The 21,870-nt window shown below is 37.8% G+C and carries 19 protein-coding genes; all 19 read left to right on the top strand.

Translation table 11 applies throughout. The features are described 5' to 3' along the window. Window positions 1-97 precede the first annotated feature (97 nt). Window positions 98-2,389 carry an FtsK/SpoIIIE family DNA translocase gene (locus CD31_RS19850; protein WP_036080382.1) on the top strand — a complete coding sequence of 764 codons (2,292 nt, stop codon included), beginning with the start codon at window positions 98-100 and terminating at the stop codon, window positions 2,387-2,389. 199 nt (window positions 2,390-2,588) lie between these two features. Further along, window positions 2,589-3,317, top strand: a complete 729-nt coding sequence (locus CD31_RS19845; RefSeq protein ID WP_036080379.1) for a GntR family transcriptional regulator — start codon at window positions 2,589-2,591, stop codon at window positions 3,315-3,317. 53 nt (window positions 3,318-3,370) lie between these two features. Next, a complete protein-coding gene (locus CD31_RS19840) occupies window positions 3,371-4,456 on the top strand; it encodes a BMP family lipoprotein (protein WP_036080376.1) in 1,086 nt (361 codons plus the stop codon). Between the two features lie 377 nt (window positions 4,457-4,833). Continuing rightward, window positions 4,834-6,381 carry an ABC transporter ATP-binding protein gene (locus CD31_RS19835; RefSeq protein ID WP_036080373.1) on the top strand — a complete coding sequence of 516 codons (1,548 nt, stop codon included), beginning with the start codon at window positions 4,834-4,836 and terminating at the stop codon, window positions 6,379-6,381. Then, complete coding sequence (locus CD31_RS19830; protein WP_004224945.1) at window positions 6,381-7,427, top strand: ABC transporter permease; 1,047 nt, start codon at window positions 6,381-6,383, stop codon at window positions 7,425-7,427. Before CD31_RS19835 ends, CD31_RS19830 begins: the two co-directional genes overlap by 1 nt. 1 nt (window position 7,428) lies before the next feature. Next, window positions 7,429-8,388 (top strand): ABC transporter permease, encoded by a 960-nt coding sequence (locus CD31_RS19825; RefSeq protein WP_008178940.1) that lies wholly within the window; start codon window positions 7,429-7,431, stop codon window positions 8,386-8,388. A gap of 170 nt (window positions 8,389-8,558) precedes the next feature. Next, on the top strand, window positions 8,559-9,830 hold the full coding sequence (gene yfmF, locus CD31_RS19820; protein WP_036080366.1) for an EF-P 5-aminopentanol modification-associated protein YfmF: 1,272 nt from the start codon (window positions 8,559-8,561) through the stop codon (window positions 9,828-9,830). Continuing rightward, window positions 9,827-11,128 carry an EF-P 5-aminopentanol modification-associated protein YfmH gene (gene yfmH, locus CD31_RS19815; RefSeq protein ID WP_036080363.1) on the top strand — a complete coding sequence of 434 codons (1,302 nt, stop codon included), beginning with the start codon at window positions 9,827-9,829 and terminating at the stop codon, window positions 11,126-11,128. The genes yfmF and yfmH overlap by 4 nt, the downstream gene beginning before the upstream one ends. Further along, a complete protein-coding gene (ymfI, locus tag CD31_RS19810; protein WP_036080361.1) occupies window positions 11,125-11,853 on the top strand; it encodes an elongation factor P 5-aminopentanone reductase in 729 nt (242 codons plus the stop codon). The genes yfmH and ymfI overlap by 4 nt, the downstream gene beginning before the upstream one ends. A gap of 45 nt (window positions 11,854-11,898) precedes the next feature. Beyond that, the gene (locus tag CD31_RS19805; protein WP_004224939.1) at window positions 11,899-12,156 is read left to right on the top strand and encodes a DUF3243 domain-containing protein; all 258 of its coding nucleotides are present in this window, start codon (window positions 11,899-11,901) and stop codon (window positions 12,154-12,156) included. A gap of 215 nt (window positions 12,157-12,371) precedes the next feature. Further along, complete coding sequence (locus CD31_RS19800; protein ID WP_026023397.1) at window positions 12,372-13,157, top strand: DUF3388 domain-containing protein; 786 nt, start codon at window positions 12,372-12,374, stop codon at window positions 13,155-13,157. Between the two features lie 16 nt (window positions 13,158-13,173). Beyond that, entirely contained in the window at window positions 13,174-14,109 is a 936-nt protein-coding gene (locus tag CD31_RS19795; RefSeq protein ID WP_176408485.1) for a helix-turn-helix domain-containing protein, read from the top strand. A 47-nt stretch (window positions 14,110-14,156) separates the two neighbouring features. Further along, the gene (gene pgsA, locus CD31_RS19790; protein WP_036080355.1) at window positions 14,157-14,735 is read left to right on the top strand and encodes a CDP-diacylglycerol--glycerol-3-phosphate 3-phosphatidyltransferase; all 579 of its coding nucleotides are present in this window, start codon (window positions 14,157-14,159) and stop codon (window positions 14,733-14,735) included. A gap of 16 nt (window positions 14,736-14,751) precedes the next feature. Next, window positions 14,752-16,011, top strand: a complete 1,260-nt coding sequence (locus CD31_RS19785) for a competence/damage-inducible protein A (RefSeq protein WP_036080562.1) — start codon at window positions 14,752-14,754, stop codon at window positions 16,009-16,011. Between the two features lie 161 nt (window positions 16,012-16,172). Next, window positions 16,173-17,237, top strand: coding sequence for a recombinase RecA (gene recA, locus CD31_RS19780; RefSeq protein WP_016992835.1), 1,065 nt, complete (start codon window positions 16,173-16,175; stop codon window positions 17,235-17,237). Window positions 17,238-17,764: 527 nt separating this feature from the next. Further along, complete coding sequence (gene rny, locus CD31_RS19775; protein ID WP_036080352.1) at window positions 17,765-19,324, top strand: ribonuclease Y; 1,560 nt, start codon at window positions 17,765-17,767, stop codon at window positions 19,322-19,324. Window positions 19,325-19,551: 227 nt separating this feature from the next. Further along, window positions 19,552-20,280 (top strand): YveK family protein, encoded by a 729-nt coding sequence (locus CD31_RS19770; protein WP_036080349.1) that lies wholly within the window; start codon window positions 19,552-19,554, stop codon window positions 20,278-20,280. Further along, window positions 20,280-20,981 (top strand): CpsD/CapB family tyrosine-protein kinase, encoded by a 702-nt coding sequence (locus CD31_RS19765; RefSeq protein WP_036080346.1) that lies wholly within the window; start codon window positions 20,280-20,282, stop codon window positions 20,979-20,981. Before CD31_RS19770 ends, CD31_RS19765 begins: the two co-directional genes overlap by 1 nt. 31 nt (window positions 20,982-21,012) lie before the next feature. Next, window positions 21,013-21,777: a tyrosine-protein phosphatase gene (locus CD31_RS19760; protein ID WP_036080343.1), complete on the top strand. Its 765-nt coding sequence runs from the start codon at window positions 21,013-21,015 to the stop codon at window positions 21,775-21,777. The last annotated feature ends 93 nt before the right edge of the window (window positions 21,778-21,870 follow it).

Below are 21,870 nucleotides of genomic sequence, written 5' to 3'. Positions count from 1 at the left end.
CCAATTGCGGTGGAAAATCCTTTTTTTGAAATAATCAAGTTCTACATGTGATGATTCGCTACATATATAGAATGGATTGCAGAAGAAGGTGAAATAGATGGCAGTTAGTAAGAGAAAAAAAGTTGCTAAAAGTAAGGCGACAACAGAAAAAAAAGAAATGCATCCGCTTATGTACGAAATTTTAGGGTTGCTCTTAATTGCGCTAGCAGTCATTATGATTTTTGAATACGGCATGATCGGGCGGATTCTACAAACAATCGCCATGTTCCTTTTAGGTAATTTACATTTTGCTGTTCCATTTATGCTTATATTTGTTGCATTGTTAATGATGATTGGTCGTAAAAAAGTTGGGATAAAGGATCGATTAATACTGGGCATGTTTCTCATTGTTATGAGCTTAACGATTTTTAGTCATGGCATATTATTTGAACAACTATCCAAATCAGGTGGTCTACTCTCTGATTCTGTGCTACGTGAATCATGGCGAATTTTGATTAATACAGAAGGCATCATCCATCGCAGTAATGCTTTGGGGGGTGGTATGATTGGTGCCCTACTATTTAGTGGGCTTCATGTGTTATTTGAAGCCTCTGGGGCAAAAGTTGTTGCTTGGGTTATTTTCTTTATCGGATTAATTCTTGTCACTGGAAAAGCATTAGTGCCTTATTTAGCAGAAAAAACACCAGATATATTTGGCAAATGGAAAAAAAAGCACCGTGATAAGAAAAAAAATACACCGAAAAAGCCAAATAATCGTCGTTCAAGAGTAGAGAGTGGAGATGAGGTAGCAGCCGTTAATCAATCTATAGATATGCCTGAACAGGAAGAAGAAATACCACATGAGCCGATTATTTCTGCTTTTACACAGAATGTTTCACAGGAAAGAGAAGTGTTTGATACAACTCACTTGTTGGAAAATGAACTAGAAGAAACAACGGATGATGTCCAGATTCAGGGCACAGATGCAGTAGAAAATGCAGACTATCAGCTTCCATCATATAATTTATTACAATTACCACCACAACATGATCAAAGTGGTGAATATTCAGTGATTCAAGCGAATGCCAAAAAGCTTGAGCAAACGTTACAAAGCTTTGGAGTAAAGGCAAAGGTGACACAAGTGCATTTAGGTCCTGCTGTCACAAAATATGAAATTTTACCTGATATCGGTGTGAAAGTAAGCAAAATTGTCAATTTGCAAGATGATCTTGCATTAGCATTAGCAGCTAAAGATATTCGTATGGAAGCGCCAATTCCAGGGAAATCTGCGATTGGTATTGAAGTACCTAACAGTGAGGTAGCCATTGTAACACTTCGTGAGGTATTGGAATCGAAGGATGGTGCTAAGCCTGAAGCATTATTACAGGTAGCATTTGGCCGTGATATTACAGGACAAGCTGTACTAGCAGAGCTCAATAAAATGCCACATTTACTTGTAGCTGGTTCTACAGGCAGTGGGAAAAGTGTTTGTATAAATGGCATTGTTGTATCCATCCTAATGCGTACAAAACCGCATGAAGTGAAGCTCATGATGATTGACCCAAAAATGGTTGAATTAAACGTTTATAATGGGATTCCTCATTTATTAGCGCCTGTCGTAACAGATGCACGTAAAGCTTCGCAAGCACTGAAAAAAGTGGTATCTGAAATGGAACGTCGCTACGATTTGTTTTCTCATACAGGTACAAGAAATATAGAGGGTTATAATGCACATGTACAAAAGGTTAATGAACAAACAGAGGAGAAGCATCCAAAGCTACCATATATCGTGGTTATTGTAGATGAGTTAGCGGATTTGATGATGGTCGCTTCAAGTGATGTAGAGGATTCAATTACACGTTTAGCACAAATGGCAAGGGCTGCTGGCATTCATTTGATAATTGCCACACAACGACCAAGTGTAGATGTTCTAACAGGTGTCATTAAAGCAAATATTCCATCCAGAATTGCTTTTGCAGTTTCTTCCGCAATTGATTCGAGAACAATTTTAGACATGGGTGGAGCCGAACGTTTACTAGGAAGAGGTGATATGTTATTTTTACCTGCTGGAGCTTCTAAGCCAAAAAGGGTGCAAGGTGCCTTTTTATCAGATCAAGAAGTGGAAGCAGTCGTTCATTTTGTTATAGAACAGCAAAAAGCGCAGTATCAGGAGGAGATGATTCCTACTGAAGAAGAAACCATTTTAGAGGAAACAGATGATTTATATGATGAAGCAGTCCAATTAGTTGTCAATATGCAAACAGCATCTGTCTCAATGCTTCAACGTCGCTTCCGAATTGGTTATTCAAGAGCTGCACGTATTGTTGATCAGATGGAACAACGCGGTATTGTTGGGCCTCCAGAGGGTAGTAAACCTCGTCAAGTACTTGTTCACCAATACGATAACTAAACAAAAAATGAAGCTGAAAATGGTGAGAGTAACTGTATTTATGTCCAAAAATTTGCAGATAAAATAAAGAAAGAATGAATTCTATAACAGATTTTACTCAAAACTGTTTATTTCATTCTGCAAAAATGTTATATTTATGAACGATTAGTAGGAATGTTGTACATCAGATGTCTGATCTCTGATTTTGGTGGTGATATATGTGACTATTAAAGCAGATCATCGTCATCTCTATCTTCAAGTTATCGATCGTTTAAAATCTGACATCGAGGCTGGCATTTTTAAAGAAAATGAAAAGCTGCCTTCAGAATTTGAATTATCGAAATCACTAGGAGTCAGTCGAGCAACACTTAGAGAAGCACTTCGACTGTTGGAAGAGGAAAATGTGATTGTGCGCCGACATGGGGTTGGGACTTTTGTCAACCCGAAGCCGTTGTTTACATCAGGCATCGAGCATCTATCTAGTATTTCTTCTATGATCGAGGCAGCAGGTATGGAGCCAGGTTCGCGGTTTTTAAAAGCGACTGAGCACGTGCCTTCTGAGGAAGATTTAAAACGCTTCCAAAGTGATGGCGACGATAAAATACTCACGATTGAACGTGTCAGAACAGCGGATGGTGAGCCAGTAGTATACTGCATAGACAGGCTACCTGCAAGCTTCCTGCCTACTGACTTTGTCGAAAAAAAAGAAGTTTCACTGTTCTCTGCACTTGAGCAATCTGGCAAAATTCATGTAGCTTATGCTGTAACCTATATTGATCCAGTTGGGTATCATGAACAAGCCTCACCGATTTTAAATTGTGGACGTGAGACAGCTCTTTTAGTGTTAAAGCAATTGCATTATGATGATCATGATCAAGTAGTGCTCTATTCAAAAAATTATTTCCGAGCTGATAAATTCAGCTTCCATGTAGTTCGTAAACGGGTGTAGAACATTTCTAAATTTTTTCCTGCTAATTACAATACCTTTGGGGGGTTAATTAAATGAAAAAACGTAAATTTGGTTTAGTATTAACATCAGTATTAGCGGCAAGTGCTATTTTAGGTGCTTGTGGTACGAAAGACGACGAAAAGCCAGCGAAAGAAAATGACAAAGCTTCAGGCGGCGAAAGCACAGAAGAAGCTTTCTCAGTAGCAATGGTTACTGACGTAGGTGGCGTGGATGACAAATCATTCAACCAATCTGCATGGGAAGGTGTACAAGCTTACGGTAAAGAACACGGTTTATCAAAAGGTGATGGTGGTTTTGACTACCTACAATCAGCTTCAGATGCTGACTATGAAACAAACTTAAACAACTTAGTTCGTCGTGACTTTAACCTAGTATTTGGTATCGGGTTCATGATGGCTGATGCAATTGATGCAGTTGCTTCTGAAAATCCAGATAATCACTTTGCATTAATCGATGCTGAAGTAGAAGCAGACAACGTAGTAAACGTACTGTTCAAAGAGCAAGAAGGTGCTTTCTTAGCAGGTGTTGCTGCAGCGAAAACATCTAAAACAGGTAAAATCGGCTTCGTAGGCGGCGTTGATATTCCAGTTATTAACCGTTTCCACGCTGGTTTCGTTGAAGGTGCTAAAGCAGTAAACCCAGATATCGAAATTCAAGTAAAATATACTGGTGCGTTTGATAAAGCGGATCTTGGTAAAATTACAGCGAACAGCATGTATTCTTCAGGGGTAGATGTAATCTTCCACGCTGCTGGTGCAACTGGTAACGGTGTATTCTCTGAAGCAAAAGAGCGTAAAGCGAAAGATCCAAATGCTGATGTATGGGTTATCGGTGTAGATGCTGACCAATACGAAGAAGGTAAAGTAGACGATAAAACAAACGTTACACTAACTTCTATGTTAAAAGGTGTTAATACAGCAGTAGTAGATATTTCAAATAGAGCGAAAAATGGTGATTTCCCAGGTGGAGAAACACTTGTTTACGGTTTAGCTGAAGATGGCGTTAAACTTGCGGATTCTCGCGGTGCGATTCCAGAAGATGTACAAAAAGTAATCGACGAATATAAAGAGAAAATTGCTAAGGGTGAAATCAAAGTTCCAGAAAAAGTGGAAAAATAATTCATCTTTTGATCATCATAAGGGACTTTTAGAAGGACCTTATGATGATTTTTCAATCTATCGTTATATTTAGATTATTCGCAATACTCTATTTAGCTAGATTTATAGGAACCTTATAGAGGTAGTAATTATGATTTGAATAATGATGGTAACAAGTTAATAGAAGAAAGGTTTCTAACGATGACCTTTCCTGTATTAATTTAGCAAAACATCTACCTCTATACGTGGGATATTAAATCGGTCAATAAAATATAGCCTCTGGTAGAAAATTCATTACTGGACGTATGGCTTATCTGTACCATCCATCATGTAGCAGCAGATACTATACGCTAAGGCAAAAATACTTAATAATAGTGCCTATTAAGGGAGTGACAAATTTGGATTATGTGATTGAAATGCTAGGAATCCGTAAAGAATTCGGTAATTTCGTGGCGAATAATAATATCACCCTCCAACTGAAACAAGGCGAGATTCATGCATTGCTAGGTGAAAATGGTGCAGGTAAATCGACTTTGATGAATGTCCTTTTTGGTTTGTATCAACCAGAAGGTGGCGAAATTCGTGTACGTGGGAAGGCAGTAAAAATTACAAACCCGAATATTGCCAATGATTTAGGGATTGGCATGGTGCATCAACATTTTATGTTGGTAGAAAACTTTACAGTAACAGAAAATATCATTTTAGGCACTGAGCCTACTAAAATGGGAATTGTGAATATAAAAGATGCGGCAAAGAAAGTACAAGCACTTTCTGAAAAGTATGGATTAGATGTGGATCCAAACGCCAAAATCGAGGATATCACGGTTGGTATGCAACAACGTGTAGAAATATTAAAAACATTGTATCGCGGTGCCGAAATTTTAATTTTTGATGAACCAACTGCATCATTAACACCGCAAGAAATTACCGAATTAATTCAAATAATGCGTCGTCTTATCGAAGAAGGTAAATCCATTATTTTAATTACGCATAAGCTAAAAGAAATTATGGAAGTTTCAGACCGTGTGACGATTATCCGTAAGGGAGAAGGGATTGGCACTGTTGTAACCGCTGCCACAAATCCTGATCAGCTTGCTGAAATGATGGTTGGCCGTCAAGTTGAATTCAAAACGGAAAAAACGGATGCGACACCAACTGACGAAGTGCTTGCAATTGAGAACTTGGTTGTTACAGATTATCGAAATATTGATAAAGTTAAAGGTCTTAATTTAAATGTTCGTAAAGGTGAAATCGTGGGTATTGCGGGTATTGATGGTAATGGTCAATCTGAATTAATTGAAGCCATTACAGGTCTACGCAAAATTAAAAGTGGTAAAGTCAAGCTGAATGGTAAAGATATTACTAACATGAAGCCTCGTAAAATTACAGAGGAAGGCGTAGGACATATTCCACAAGACCGTCATAAGCATGGTTTAGTTTTAGATTTCCCAATTGGTCATAATATTGCATTGCAAACATATTACCAATCTCCAATAGCGAAGGGCTTTGTCATGGACTATAAAAAGGTGTCAGAGAAAGCTCGCCAAATCATTAAAGAGTATGATGTGCGTACTGGTAATGGGGAGATGACACCAGCTCGTGCATTATCAGGTGGTAACCAACAAAAAGCAATTATTGGTCGTGAAATTGACCGTAACCCTGATCTATTAATTGCTGCTCTACCAACACGTGGACTTGATGTAGGAGCTATTGAATTCATTCACTCTCGTCTAATTGAGCAACGTGATAAAGGGAAAGCCGTTTTGCTAATCTCATTTGAATTAGATGAGGTGATGAATGTTTCGGATCGAATTGCCGTTATCTATGATGGACAAATTGTCGATGAGTTAAATCCGAAAGAAACGACTGAACAAGAGCTAGGCTTACTAATGGCAGGGCAAAGTAAAAAAAATATCAAGCGTGATGCGAAGGAGGGGAACGACTAATGTCAAATCGTGTCATTAATATACTCGTTCCTATCATCTCTATCATTATCGGTTTAATTGTAGGGGCTATCGTCATGGTAGTCAGTGGCTATGACCCAGTGCAAGGTTATATCGCTCTTTGGACAGGTATTTTTGGAGATTCATATTCAATCGGGAACACAATTCGTCAAATTACACCATATATTTTAGCAGGTCTCGCTGTAGCATTTGCATTCCGCACAGGGCTCTTCAATATCGGTGTTGAAGGTCAGCTAATTTTAGGTTGGTTAGCCGCAGCTTGGGTAGGTTATGCGTTTGAACTGCCTAAAATCATTCACTTACCATTAGCATTGCTTGCAGCAGCAGCTGCAGGTGCATTTTGGGCCTTTATTGCAGGTTTCTTAAAAGCGAAATTTAAAGTTCATGAAGTTATTGCGACAATTATGCTAAACTACACTGCACTTTATATTGCAAATGCAGTAATTAAAAAATTGTCCGATGGCAGCTTTAAAACAGAACGTATCCATGAGTCAGCCTCTTTACGTTCTCCGTTTTTAAGAGAGCTTACAGACAATTCAAGTCTTCACTATGGGATCATTGTTGCACTTTTAATGGTAGTTGTGATGTGGTTCATTCTAGAAAAAACAACACGGGGCTACGAGCTAAAAGCAGTAGGTTTTAACAAAAATGCTGCTGATTATGCAGGTATGAGTGTCAATAAAAATATTATTTTAGCTATGACGATTTCTGGTATGTTTGCAGGTCTTGGCGGCGCGATGGAAGCATTAGGAACGTTCCAAAACGCATCCATTAAACCTGGCTTTACAGGAATTGGTTTTGACGGTATCGCCGTTGCTTTACTTGGTGCCAATACACCACTTGGCGTAGTATTTGGGGCATCCCTTTTCGGTTCTTTAAAATATGGTGCATTAAATATGCCAAATGCTGCGGGTATCCCAGAAGAGATCGTATCCATTATCATTGCATTGATTATCTTCTTCGTTGCATCAGGCTATATTATTCGAGTAGGCTTACAAAAGCTGAGCAAGAAAAAGGAGGGACAATAACATGAGCTTTTTAGAAATGTTATATTTCATCATCCCTTCAGCGATTCTATATGCAACACCTTTGATTTTTACAGCCATCGGTGGGGTATTCTCTGAACGCTCTGGTGTTGTCAACATCGGGCTAGAGGGCTTAATGATTGTCGGTGCTTTTGTTGGTATATTTATCAATTTAGAATTTGCTTCATCATTAGGTGCGGCAACTGTTTGGGTAGCAATGCTAGCGGCTGTTGTAATTGGTGCGATTTTCTCACTTTTCCATGCCGTTGCTTCTATTTCATTCCGTGCCGATCAAACGGTATCAGGGGTAGCGATTAACTTATTAGGCTTAGCTGCTACTGTATTCTTGGTAAAAATGATTTATGATAAAGGTCAAACAGATATGATTGACCAACCGATTCGCCGTTTTGGTATTCCTTATTTAGAGGACATTCCGTTCTTTGGACGTTTATTGTTCCATGATGTTTACAGTACGTCTATTCTGGCGTTTGTGGTAGCTTTTGGTGCTTGGTTTATTATTTATAAAACACCATTTGGCTTACGCCTTCGCGCTGTAGGTGAACACCCAATGGCGGCAGATACAATGGGGATTAACGTCAATAAAATGCGTTATATTGCTGTTATGATCTCTGGAGCTCTAGGTGGACTTGGTGGTGCTGTCTATGCACAAACAATTACGCACGACTTCTCACATGCAACAATTGCTGGTCAAGGTTTCATGGCGATTGCTGCCATGATTTTCGGGAAATGGCATCCGATTGGTGCGCTAGGTGCAGCTTTATTCTTCGGTTTAGCACAAACATTAAGTATTGCAGGGAACCAGATTCCATTTATCGAAAATGTTCCAGCCGTTTATCTGCAAATCTTACCGTATGTATTAACAATCCTTGCTTTAGCAGGCTTTATTGGTAAAGCAAACGCTCCAAAAGCGAGTGGACAGCCTTATATTAAAGGTAAACGTTAAGAAAAGCATTTTAAGGACTGAGCAAGCTATGCTCAGTCCTTTTTATATAGGATTGGCGTAATTTTTAATTTTTCCCATACATACTTTGGATTCCTTTTGCAATTATAGACAATAGACATGTATAGTATGTGTAGTACATCGTTATATTAAGAAGGATAGGAGGGTTTCATATGTTTAAAACAATACCTTTTGCAAAAGGTGTCAATTTGCATATCCGACAAACGACCCAATTTAAAACCGTAAATTTTTCAATTAAATGGAGAAGAGCATTAACAGCTAAAAGTGCATCAGAGCGTACAGTGTTAACAAATGTACTGCAGCACAGTAATGCTAAATATAAGACAACGGCTGCTTTTCGAAGCTTTTTAGATGACTTGTATGGTACAGTTTTGTATTTTGATACATCGAAGCGCGGAAATGAGCATACAGTTCTTATGAATGTAGAGACTGTTAATGATCATTATCTAGCGAATACAAGTGTCTTAAACGAAGTCCTTGGTTTATTGCATACAGCTATTTTTGAGCCTAATCTAGAAAATGGTGTCTTTAAGGAATCCGTTGTTGAGCGTGAGAAAAAGACAGTTATTCAACGTATTGAATCTATTTTTGATGATAAATCTCGCTTTGCACAATTCCGTCTACAACAAATCCTGAGACCAAATGAACCAGCATCCATTTCAGCGAATGGTAGTGTCGAAGAAATTCAAAAAATTACACCTGCCTCTTTATTTGAGGCGTATCAATCGATGCTAGCTAACGACAAAATTGATATTTATGTTGCTGGGGACATTAATGAAGAGGAAATTGTTGCGAAATTAAAAAAAGCGCTACCATTTAATGATCGTACACCTGAGGAAGTGCCAGCAGTGCTTCCACAACAACATCCTGCCAATGATTATGTAAGAGAACAGCATGAAATGAAACAAGGTAAACTTCATATTGGCTTTAGCACACCTGTTAGATTTGGTGATGTAGATTTCTCTAAGATGCAAATTTTTAATGGCATTTTTGGTGGATATCCACATGCCAAGTTGTTTATGAATGTTCGTGAAAAAGAGAGCCTTGCTTATTATGCTTCTAGTTCCTATGCATCGCATTATGGACTTGTATTTGTTGTATCTGGTATTGAAGCTAAAAATGAAGAAAAAGCGCTATCTTTAATTAAAGAACAACTTGCCGTCATGCAGGCTGGAGACATTACAGATTTAGAATTGGAACAAACAAAGGCTATGCTGACAAATCAGCTAAAAGAGTCCTTAGATTCTGCACGAGGACAAATCGAAATTTTTGATCAATATAAAGATTTACCTGAGGAATTTTCAGTTGAAGCCTGGGCAAATAAGTGGAAAGCTGTGACAAAGGAAGATGTTGTTGCAATGGCAAAGCAAGTGCAGCTTGAAGCGGTCTATTTCTTATGTGGAAAGGAGCAAGCCGCACAATGAAAACAATAGAATTTAAACAATTAGATGAAACACTTTATTATGAAAAGCTAGACAATGGCTTAGATGTTTATATATTGCCGAAAAAGGGCTTCTCTAAAACATTTGTTACATTCACAACAAAGTACGGCTCTGTCGATCGTACGTTTGTACCAATTGGCGAAACAGAAAGTATTACTGTACCAGATGGTATTGCGCACTTTTTAGAGCATAAAATGTTCGAAAAAGAGGATGGAGACGTTTTCCAAAAATTTAGCGAATATGGTGCTTCTGCGAATGCATTTACATCGTTTACACGTACAGCTTATTTATTTTCGTCTACCGACAATATTTATAAAAGTACAGAAACATTATTGAATTTTGTCCAAGAACCATATTTTACAGAGGCTACTGTCAATAAAGAAAAAGGAATTATTGGGCAAGAAATTACAATGTATGACGATCAACCAGACTGGCGTCTATATTTTGGCACAATCGAAAATATGTATCATCATCATCCTGTGAAAATTGATATTGCTGGTACGATTGAATCGATTGATGGCATTACAGCAGAGCATTTATATACATGCTACAATACGTTTTATCATCCTTCGAATATGTTGTTATTTGTGATTGGTGCTGTAGAACCAGAGGAAATGATGACGTTTATTCGTGACAATCAAGGTAAAAAAGAGTTCCCAGAACCAACGCCAATTCAACGCTTCTTTGATATAGAACCAACAGAGGTAGCCATTAAGGAACGTACATTAAATATGGATGTTCAAAAACCAAAAATTTATGTTGGTTTAAAAGCGAAAGACACTAATTTATCAGGTCAGGACATGTTAAAGCATGAGTTGTCCGTTCAAATTGCGCTTGAACTTATTTTTGGACGTACTTCTGATTTTTATGAACGTGTTTACGAGGAAGGTTTAATTGATGAGACGTATGCTTTTGATTTTACCTTAGAAAATGGCTTTGGATTTGCCATGATTGGTTCAGATTCAGCAGAGCCTGATAAATTGGCAAAAACGATTATGGACGAATTAGCAAAATATGAAGGAAATAGCCAATTCGATCCTGCTGGTTTGGATCGTATAAAACGCAAAAAAATTGGGTTCTTCCTACGTGCACTAAATTCGATCGAGTTTATCGCAAACCAATTCACACGATATTCTTTTAATGACATGAATTTATTTGATGTAGTACCAGTACTTGAGACTTTAACCGTTGAGGACTTACAAAAAGCATTTGCTTCTATCCAAGGTGAAACACAGCAAACAGTCTTTAAAATTCTGCCAAGTAAGCAGGATGCACAGTGAAAAAATTTGCCCTTGTTTTAGGTGCATCAGGTGATATCGGTCACGCCATTTGTCAAAGCTTAGCTGAGGACGGCTGGTCCATCTATGTACATTATTCAAACAATCAAAATGCGGCACAGAGATTATGTGAAATGCTTTCCGAAAATTTCCCTGCACAAGAATTTATGCTTGTACAGGGGGATTTTTCAATCGTTAATGGAGCAGAATTAGTAGCCGCGCAAATTTTCAATGTGCAGGCAATTGTTTTTGCCAATGGACAAGCCCATTATTCATTGCTCGAAGATACGACAGTGGAGGATATGGATGCTTTATGGCGTGTTCATGTTCAAAATCCTATGAGATTAACAGCTTTACTTTCTGGAAAACTTCGCAAGCATGAAGTAAGCTATGTACTATTTATAGGTTCCATTTGGGGAGAGGCTGGCTCAGCAGGGGAGGCACTTTATGCAACTGTTAAGGGTGCGCAACATGCTTTTGTTAAATCCTATGCAAAAGAAGCGGCATTATCTCGGATTAGAGTGAATGCTATTGCTCCTGGCTTTATAAATACCTCAATGAACAGCCATCTAAGTCAAGAAGAGCTTCAATACATTTTGGACGATATCCCACTAGGTTCCATTGGACAAACAAGGGATGTGGCTGAAATGGTACGTTTTTATTTGTCTGGTAAAGCTGATTATGTGACAGGACAAATCGTACGATTAAATGGAGGCTGGTACATATAATAATCTCTTTTGCACATACTACTTGTGTAAAGGAGGAGGAAGAATATGACCATTTTAGAAAACTGGCAAAAATGGACATCGTTTTTAGGGCAAAACGTTATGCAAGCTGAATCAAGCGGTATGCCGAAGAAAATGATTCAAACGGCTGCTGTCCAAATTGGGGAATATTTGGCGACAAATGTCGATCCTAAAAACGAACAAGAGCGAGTGCTGTCGGATTTATGGGGCGTTGCCTCTGAAGATGAAAAACATGCATTAGCGAATTGTGTCATTAAGCTTGTACAAAATAAGCATGTGCAGTAAATAAAAGAGGAGAGCCAATCTCCTCTTTTTGTTATACAATAAACTTTTTATCTGTAAAAACGGGAACATATGTAAGCCTTTTAACAGGCGTCAAAAAAAATTAGCAAATAACGCTGTAATTCCATGTATTCTAACTTTCCATTACATAAAAAATCAGCTATGATGGAACTTATAAAGGATTTTTTACGTTAACTAATAGGAAGGGAACGAGTGTGTTGAGCGATTGGTACTTTGAATATGAAATTCAGGTGAATCGCCCTGGATTATTAGGAGATATTGCTTCACTTTTAGGGATGCTTCGTGTCAATATTATATCAATAAATGGTGTAGATGAGGATCGACGTGGTATGTTAGTGCATACAGACAATGATGAGGCAATTGAGCGTTTTCGTACAATTGTTTCGACAATGGAACATATTAACGTAACCAAATTTCGACAACCAAAACTTCGTGACCGATTAGCCATTAGGCATGGTCGTTATATTCCTCGAGATGCAGACGAAAAAAACACATTCCATTTCGTAAGAGACGAACTAGGTATTTTAGTTGACTTTATGGCAGAGCTCTTTAAAAAAGAGGGGCATAAGCTGATTGGTATTCGTGGGATGCCACGTGTGGGAAAAACTGAATCCATAGTAGCCGCAAGTGTCTGCGCCAATAAAAAGTGGATCTTTTTATCATCTACAATGATTAAGCAAACAGTTCGTAATAAGCTTGTGGGAGATGAATTTAGTCGTAACAATATTTTTATTCTAGATGGTATTGTGACTCGACGTTCATCTGATGAGAAACATTTGCAATTAGTGCGTGAAATGATGAATATGCCTTGTATAAAAGTTGTAGAGCATCCAGATATGTTTGTTCAGCACTCAGAATATAAAATAGAGGATTTTGATTATATCATTGAATTACGTCATCACACTGATGAAGAAATTACTTATGAAATAATGGAAAAAAATCATATGTCCGAATCCGATTCTTTTGGTGGATTTAATTTTTAATTTGATGTTAAAGTAGGTGTTATTAGTGGCAGAATTAGGGACTCGACTGAAAGAGGCGAGACTGTCTAAAGGCTACAGCTTAGACGATTTACAAGAAATAACGAAAATTCAAAAACGTTATTTAGTAGGAATTGAAGAGGGCAATTATTCCATTATGCCTGGCTCGTTTTATGTACGAGCTTTTATTAAACAATATGCAGAAGCTGTTGGTTTGGACGCGGAAGAAATTTTAGAGACATATAAAAATGAACTACCGAGCACTCCAAATGATCAAGTAAGTCAATCGATGACGAATAGCCCTAGCAGAAGAAAAGTAACGAAAGGCCCTTCGAATAAAATGATGGAGGCTATGCCAAAAATCATTGTTGCTTTATTTATTGTAGTCATTATTGTGGCTATATGGGTGCTATGGCAATCAAAAAACAGTCCAGGGACAAGCGAAGAAGTAAATCCAACTCCTGAGATGGAATATGACACAAATGTCAATCCAATTGATAGTGAGAAGGATAAAAAAGAACAAGAAAATAAAGATGCACAGAAAAATGATAAAGATAAAGATGATACAAAAGCTACAGAAGAAACACCAACTGATGAAGATGACACTGATCAAACTGAAGAGATGAAGCAAACAATTTCCGCGGGTACTGTTGAAGCAGATGGAGCGACAACTTCTTATACGTTAACAGGGACGGATACAATGAAACTTAAAATCGAAATATCAGGCCCTACATTTGTTGGTATTCGCAATCAACAGCAACAAGAAATCTTAACAGATACGCGTGTCTATAATGCCGGGGAAGTAGTTGAATTTGACGCCTCAACACAAAACTATGTTCGTATTCGTCTCGGTAATTCAACGCAAGCTAAAATCTATATTAATGACGAACTTCTAACGTATGCACAACAAATTGTAACGCAAAATATCGTCATCAATTTCAATAAAGAACAGTAGTCATCCTATGATGACTACTTTCTTTCATCATGAAAGGTGTTAGAAAAATGAACATTCCAAATAAAATTACCATCTCTCGAATCTTGCTTATTCCATTCTTTGTCATTGTTATGATGTTTGATTTTGGCTGGGGAACATTATCGCTTTTTGGTGCAGAGATGCCAATCCATCATTTTATAGGTGCACTTATTTTTATCTTTGCTTCAACAACCGATTGGGTGGATGGTTATTACGCACGTAAGTATAACCTTGTGACTACATTTGGGAAATTTTTAGATCCCTTAGCTGACAAGTTACTTGTCTCAGCAGCCTTTATTTTAATGGTCGAGCTTAAGATGGCACCTGCTTGGGTAATTATCATTATTATTAGTCGTGAATTTGCTGTTACGGGTTTACGTTTGATTTTGGCAGGTGGAGGAGAAGTGGTCGCTGCCAATCAGCTTGGTAAAATTAAAACTTGGGCACAAATTGTAGCGATTGCTGCTGCTCTTTTACACAATACAATCTTTACATTGGTTGGTATTCCATTTGATACAATCATGCTCTATATTGCATTGTTCTTTACACTTTGGTCAGGGTGGGATTATTTCTATCTAAATCGACGTGTATTACTTGAGTCTAAATAAGAAAGGTCTTGGGATCATGAATGCTGAAATTCTTGCGGTTGGCTCAGAACTATTATTAGGTCAAATTACGAATACAAATGCGAGATTTATCTCAAGCCAGCTATCCGAGCTTGGCATCAACGTTTTTTATCATACCGTAGTGGGCGATAATGCAAAGCGTTTAGAGCAAGCTATCGAAGTGGCAGAGTCTCGTGCAGATCTCATTATTTTTTCGGGAGGACTGGGTCCAACAAAAGATGATTTAACGAAGGAAACGATTGCACGTCATCTTGGTGTTTCTCTTGAGTTTGATGAAGTAGCATTGACGTATATTGAGCAATTTTTTGCTAAACGAGGACGTCCAATGACGGAAAATAATCGTAAACAGGCATTAATTTTAGCAGGGAGTGAAGTATTAGCTAATCACCATGGAATGGCTCCAGGTATGATCTTCACAAAAAGTGATCGCACTTATATTTTATTACCAGGACCTCCAAAAGAGTTAGAACCAATGTTTCAATTTGAGGCTAAACCTAAACTTGCTGCGATGCTTAATGATGGAGGGATCATTGCATCACATGTTATGCGATTTTATGGAATTGGTGAGGCCGAGCTTGAAGTACAAGTTCAAAATATTTTAGATGCACAAACCAATCCAACAGTTGCTCCACTTGCTTCTGATGGTGAGGTAACGTTACGCGTAACAGCTAAAGCCGCAACAGAGCAGCAAGCTAGGGAGCTTATTAAGGCAAAGGTTGCGGAAATACAAGCACTTGTTGGTGATTATCAATATGGTGTAGATGATGATTCCCTTGCCTCAAAAACGGTAGAAATGCTATTGGATAATAAGCTAACAATCGCGGCTGCAGAAAGTTTAACTGCTGGGTTATTTCAATCTGAGCTTGCGGAAATTCCAGGGGTAGGCAATGCTCTTATAGGAGGCGTTGTTACCTATGCAGCAGATGCGAAAGTAAAACAGCTAGGCATTTCACAAGAATTAATTGATACACATGGTGTTGTGAGTGCTGAGTGTGCGGCGGCCATGGCAAGTGCTGTTCGTGAGAAATTTGCTACAAATATTGGGATTGGCCTTACAGGAGAAGCAGGTCCCACTGCGCATGATCATCAGCCAGTAGGTACTGTTTGGATTGGTATTGCCATAAATGATGAGGAGCCGCTTACATATTTACTTCATTTATCAGGCATGCGGAATACGAATCGACTCCGTGCGGTGAAATTTACATGCCACTATTTAATGCAGCTGTTAGAAGAACGTGGCTACACAAAACGTTATTAAAATAGAGTAAAACATAGGAATTTGGGTAGAGGAAAACTATCCAAATTTTTATTTTGAAGGAAAATCGAATAAATGTTCGCTTTTTTCTTGCGTGTTTTCTCAAAAACAAGTATAGTAGAGATAGATAAAAACAGTGAACAGTTTTCGAAGGAGGAAAATGAATGAGTGATCGTAAAGCAGCCTTAGAACAGGCTCTAAAACAAATTGAAAAGAATTTTGGTAAAGGTTCCATCATGAAACTCGGTGAAAAAACCGATTTAGAAATTGCCACATCTTCAAGTGGTTCACTTGCACTTGATGCTGCATTAGGAGTGGGTGGATATCCACGTGGACGTATTATTGAAGTATACGGTCCAGAATCATCTGGTAAAACAACTGTTGCTCTGCATGCCATTGCTGAAGTACAAGCAACAGGTGGACAAGCAGCATTTATCGATGCTGAGCATGCATTAGACCCAATCTATGCACAAAAATTAGGTGTTAATATTGATGAGCTATTATTATCACAGCCTGACACAGGTGAACAAGCACTTGAAATCGCAGAAGCATTAGTGCGTAGTGGTGCTATTGATATTATCGTAATTGACTCTGTTGCTGCCTTAGTACCAAAAGCTGAAATTGAAGGGGATATGGGTGACTCTCATGTCGGCTTACAAGCCCGTTTAATGTCTCAAGCTTTACGTAAACTATCAGGTGCAATTAATAAATCAAAAACGATTGCTATATTCATTAACCAAGTTCGTGAAAAAATTGGTGTTATGTTCGGTAATCCAGAAACAACACCAGGTGGACGTGCACTTAAATTCTACAGCTCTGTCCGTTTAGAAGTGCGTCGTGCAGAAGCTATTAAACAAGGTAATGATATTGTTGGTAACCGAACTAAAATTAAAATTGTTAAAAATAAAGTAGCACCACCTTTCCGTACAGCTGAAGTAGATATTATGTATGGAGAAGGAATTTCTAAAGAAGGCGAAACAGTCGATTTAGGTGTGGAATTAGACATTGTACAAAAAAGCGGTTCTTGGTATGCATATGGCGATGAGCGCTTAGGTCAAGGACGAGAAAATGCTAAACAGTATTTAAAGGAAAATACTGCTGTCCTGGAAGACATAGCAAACAAAATCCGAGCTTCCTATGGTATTGCGGCTTCTTCTTATACAATTGCTGCACATGATGATGAAGAAGAGATGGATGAAGAATTAATGTTACTTCTTGAAGAAGAATAATTAATGAATGATTGCATTGTTCCCACTTTATTGAGGGGGCAATGCATTTTTTTGTCTATATTCTTAAATTTTTACACATAATAAGAGAGAAGCTATGTACTTCGGTGTTTATTTCTAATGTACTGTTTTTTTATTAATTGTATTTAACGTGAAAATTTTCTAGTGAAATAGTAATAGGAAAAAAATTCGCTGAATGGATAGGACTTACTTTTTTTTGGCTAAGGTGGCGAACAGACGCCCGACTATCCTTGACAGAGCTTGAGGCTAGCTATACAATTAAATATGTATAATTTCTGAATTATGACTTTAAATAGGCAGTACATTTTATCTTCATTTAGCAAATGTTTTATAGTGAATTGTCCTTTAAAATGGATGTCTAAACGCCTACTGGATGAAGATAATGCCTTTGGCCAATGAAACGGGTTTTGCACAAATTCTAACAAAATCTGGTGCATTTTAGCTAAGGCGACATAGATGTATGCGCCGACTGAAACTGTAATACCCAAATAGCAAGAGGAGGTGTTCATATGGATGGAATTACTATCATCTCCGCTTTGCTTGGACTCATCGTTGGTGCCGCTGTTAGCTATATCTACATGAAAAAAGTGAATGACTCAAAAATCACTGGTGCTAAACATGTCGCTGAAACAATCGTTGAAGAAGGAAAACGAGAAGCGGAGGCAATGAAAAAAGAAGCACTACTTGAAGCCAAAGATGAAACTCACAAATTTCGTACTGAAGCTGAAAATGACATTCGTGAACGTCGTTTAGAACTTCAAAAACAAGAGAACCGTTTATTGCAAAGAGAAGAGAATCTTGATCGCAAAGATGATGCTCTAAATAAGAGAGAAGCTGGCTTAGAGCGCAAAGAACAAGCTCTAGCTGAAAGACAACAGCATATTGAACAGATGGAGAGCAAAGTGGACGAGCTCATGGCATCACAAAAAACAGAGCTAGAACGTATTTCTGCTTTAACTAGGGATGAAGCTAAATCAATTATCCTCAATGAAGTAGAAAAAGAGTTATCAACTGATATTGCTGTGATGACGAAGGAAGCTGAAACACGTGCGAAAGAAGACTCAGATAAAAAAGCACGTGAAATTTTATCATTAGCACTACAACGCTTTGCTGCAGATCACGTAGCAGAAACAACTGTATCTGTTGTGAACTTGCCAAATGATGAAATGAAGGGACGTATTATTGGTCGTGAAGGCCGTAATATCCGCACATTGGAAACGTTAACAGGAATTGATTTAATTATTGATGATACGCCAGAAGCGGTTATATTATCAGGCTTTGATCCAATTCGCCGTGAAACAGCACGACTTGCACTTGAAAAACTTGTACAGGATGGTCGTATTCACCCAGCTCGTATTGAGGAAATGGTGGAAAAAGCTCGACGTGAAGTGGATGAACAAATCCGCGAAACAGGTGAGCAAACTACATTTGAAATTGGTATTCATAACTTACATCCAGATTTAATGAAAATTTTAGGCCGCATGAAATATCGTACAAGCTATGGACAAAACGTCCTAAAACATTCAATTGAAGTTGCACATTTGGCAGGATTACTCGCTGCTGAACTTGGCGAAGATGTAGCATTGGCTCGCCGTGCAGGCTTATTACATGATATTGGAAAAGCAATTGACCATGAAGTTGAAGGAAGCCACGTCGAAATTGGTGTGGAATTAGCAACAAAATATAAGGAACACCCAGTTGTTATTAATAGTATTGCCTCGCATCATGGTGATACTGAAGCAACATCTGTTATTGCGGTATTAGTCGCTGCAGCTGATGCATTATCAGCAGCTCGTCCAGGTGCACGTAGTGAAACACTTGAAAACTATATCCGCAGACTTGAAAAGTTAGAGGAAATTTCAGAAAGCTATGATGGCGTAGAAAAATCTTTTGCGATTCAAGCTGGACGTGAAATTCGTATTATTGTACAACCTGAAAAAATTGATGATTTAGCCTCTCATCGTCTTGCACGTGATATTCGCAAACGTATTGAGGAAGAACTCGATTATCCAGGTCATATTAAAGTAACAGTTATTCGCGAAACACGTGCTGTGGAATACGCGAAATAAATAATAAAATATTAGGCATCCCTTGACCGAGGTCAGGGGATGCCTTTTTGTATGTGAATAAAATTCGATGTAATCTACCCAGTAAGAATAAATGGATGATTCCAACAATATAGTATGGAATAAAGCATAGTGAACTAGCCTCAACATGAATACCTTTTAAAAATTAACCAGCCTAGTTATACTCCGTTTTTACAACTGGTTTATGTTTTGACAAGGAGTGAAGAGCATTGAAAGAAACGATCACATTACAAGATATATTGAAAATAGTCCGAGAAAATCTTCTTTTTATCATAAGTTTTACACTTTTCGTAGGGTTGGTTACGGCCTTTATTAGCATCTTTATTTTAAAACCTACCTATGAGGCAGAAACGCAAATTTTAGTTAACCAAAAAAATATAGAGCAACCACATTTAGGCGTACAACAGGTTGAAACAGATCTCCGACTTATTAATACGTATAACATTATCATTACAAGCTCAGCTATTTTATCTAAAGTTATAAATAAGCTAGATTTGGATGTCACACCTGAAGTGTTAATGGATCAAATTACTGTATCAAGTGCCAATAATTCGCAAGTCGTCAATATTAATGTTGTAGACAAGCAAGCAGAATTGGCTGTTGAAATTGCCAATACAATAGCAGATGTGTTTCAAGAGGAGATCCAAGTTTTAATGACGGTTGATAATGTTAATATTTTGTCAGTTGCAAAATTAGATAAGGAGCCTGTACCGATTGCGCCAAATAAAACTCTTTATGTTGTAGCAGCCTCGTTTATTGGTTTTGTTTTAAGTGCTGCCTTCATAATTATAATAGAGAGCTTAGATACTACAATCAAGACAGAGCGAGATATTGAAGAGTTGATAGGGCTACCGATTATAGGCTTGATTAGTCAAATTAGTGATTCTCACAATAAAAGTGCTAGGATAAAATCCCGTAAAACGAGGAGGGGATCATAATGTTCTGGAAAAAAAAGAAAAAAAAGAAGCTAGTGAAAATGGCACGAAAACTTGTGACGATTGCAAATGGCCAATCTTTTATTTCTGAACAATTTCGAACAATCCGAACAAATATTACATTTTCAATGCCAGATAAAGAGATTAAAACAATATTAGTGACATCTGCAACACCAGGTGAAGGAAAGTCAACCAATGCAGCGAATATAGGCGTTGTTTTTGCACAAGAAGGAAAACGAGTCATCATCGTAGATGCAGATTTACGTAAACCAACAATGCATTATACGTTTCTATTGCAAAATGCTAGGGGACTATCAAATTTACTAACAAGACATTTTACAATGTCCGAAGTTATCAATAGTACAGATATTGCTAATCTATTTGTCTTGACGAGTGGGCCTATTCCACCCAATCCAGCAGAGTTACTGGCTTCTAATGTAATGGAGAGTGTAATAGAAAACCTAAAGAAAGAGTTTGACATCATTATTTTTGATGCGCCACCGATTTTATCTGTGACGGATGCTCAAATTTTGTCCAATAAATGTGATGGTACATTATTAATTGTAAACAGTGGAGTTGCAGAAAATGAAAGTGTGTTAAAAGCAAAGTCAAACCTAGAAGCCTCAAAAGCAAATATTTTAGGCGTCATATTAAATAACTATAAAATGCCACTCCATCAATATTATGAACAATATTATTATTAATTCAAGTACTTAGACAGGGAAGTGAAGTACAGTGATTGATATACACAGTCATATATTATTTGATGTCGATGATGGTCCGAAAACGATTGAAGAGACACTTTGTTTATTTGAGCAGGCAGTTTTGGAGGGGATTACAACGATTGTTTCCACTTCGCATGCTTTACATCCATTGTATAATGTTCCTTTTAATGTAGTGAATGAACAAATCAAACAGTTGCAAATGGCAATTGACCAACGTAACATGCCGTTAAAACTTTACACGGGACAAGAGGTACGCTTGGCGGGTAATATACTAGAATTGTATGAAAAAAAACAATTACATACATTAGCACATTCCAATTATTTGCTGTTGGAACTCCCCTCTAATCATATTCCAAAATATACAAAGGATATCATCTACTCGTTATTAACAGCAGGCATAACACCCATTATTGCACACCCAGAACGAAATAGAGTCATTACAGAAAATCCAAGTCATTTGGAACAAATTATACGGGAGGGGGCACTTGCACAAATTACAGCAGGAAGTTTAGCAGGATTGTTTGGAAAAGCCATCCAAAAGCTTTCAATAAAATTTGTGCGCTCGAATCTTGTCCATACATATGGTTCGGATGTGCATAACTTAAGTACACGTCCTTTCTTATTTGAAAGGGGTCTTCGATATTTAGAAAAGCAAAAAGACTTAGATATGGTAGATTTTTTGCTTGAGAACAACGAACGAATCATAAACAATCAGCCATTAATTGTATATGAACCAGATGATACTTTCACAAAAAAATGGTGGAAGTTTTTTTAAAATGCGAGAGCATCTTTCAGCTGGAAGGATATAAAAGATAGCAACAAGTAGCTGAAGCGCTGGAGACATTCAGTGTTTAAGGGGGCCGTATGG

Origin of the sequence: Lysinibacillus boronitolerans JCM 21713 = 10a = NBRC 103108 (genome assembly GCF_000772935.1) — a bacterium.
In the GTDB taxonomy this organism is placed as follows: domain Bacteria; phylum Bacillota; class Bacilli; order Bacillales_A; family Planococcaceae; genus Lysinibacillus; species Lysinibacillus boronitolerans.
This window is presented reverse-complemented; position numbering and strand designations above follow the sequence as displayed.

What these genes read in the sequence shown, in the direction of transcription:
- CD31_RS19825 (WP_008178940.1), top strand. Translation starts at nt 7,429, where the DNA reads ATGAGCTTTTTAGAAATGTTATATTTCATCATCCCTTCAGCGATTCTA.
- pgsA (WP_036080355.1), top strand. Translation starts at nt 14,157, where the DNA reads ATGAACATTCCAAATAAAATTACCATCTCTCGAATCTTGCTTATTCCA.
- yfmF (WP_036080366.1), top strand. Translation starts at nt 8,559, where the DNA reads ATGTTTAAAACAATACCTTTTGCAAAAGGTGTCAATTTGCATATCCGA.
- CD31_RS19765 (WP_036080346.1), top strand. Translation starts at nt 20,280, where the DNA reads ATGTTCTGGAAAAAAAAGAAAAAAAAGAAGCTAGTGAAAATGGCACGA.
- CD31_RS19850 (WP_036080382.1), top strand. Translation starts at nt 98, where the DNA reads ATGGCAGTTAGTAAGAGAAAAAAAGTTGCTAAAAGTAAGGCGACAACA.
- CD31_RS19785 (WP_036080562.1), top strand. Translation starts at nt 14,752, where the DNA reads ATGAATGCTGAAATTCTTGCGGTTGGCTCAGAACTATTATTAGGTCAA.
- CD31_RS19830 (WP_004224945.1), top strand. Translation starts at nt 6,381, where the DNA reads ATGTCAAATCGTGTCATTAATATACTCGTTCCTATCATCTCTATCATT.
- CD31_RS19805 (WP_004224939.1), top strand. Translation starts at nt 11,899, where the DNA reads ATGACCATTTTAGAAAACTGGCAAAAATGGACATCGTTTTTAGGGCAA.
- yfmH (WP_036080363.1), top strand. Translation starts at nt 9,827, where the DNA reads ATGAAAACAATAGAATTTAAACAATTAGATGAAACACTTTATTATGAA.
- CD31_RS19840 (WP_036080376.1), top strand. Translation starts at nt 3,371, where the DNA reads ATGAAAAAACGTAAATTTGGTTTAGTATTAACATCAGTATTAGCGGCA.
- rny (WP_036080352.1), top strand. Translation starts at nt 17,765, where the DNA reads ATGGATGGAATTACTATCATCTCCGCTTTGCTTGGACTCATCGTTGGT.
- recA (WP_016992835.1), top strand. Translation starts at nt 16,173, where the DNA reads ATGAGTGATCGTAAAGCAGCCTTAGAACAGGCTCTAAAACAAATTGAA.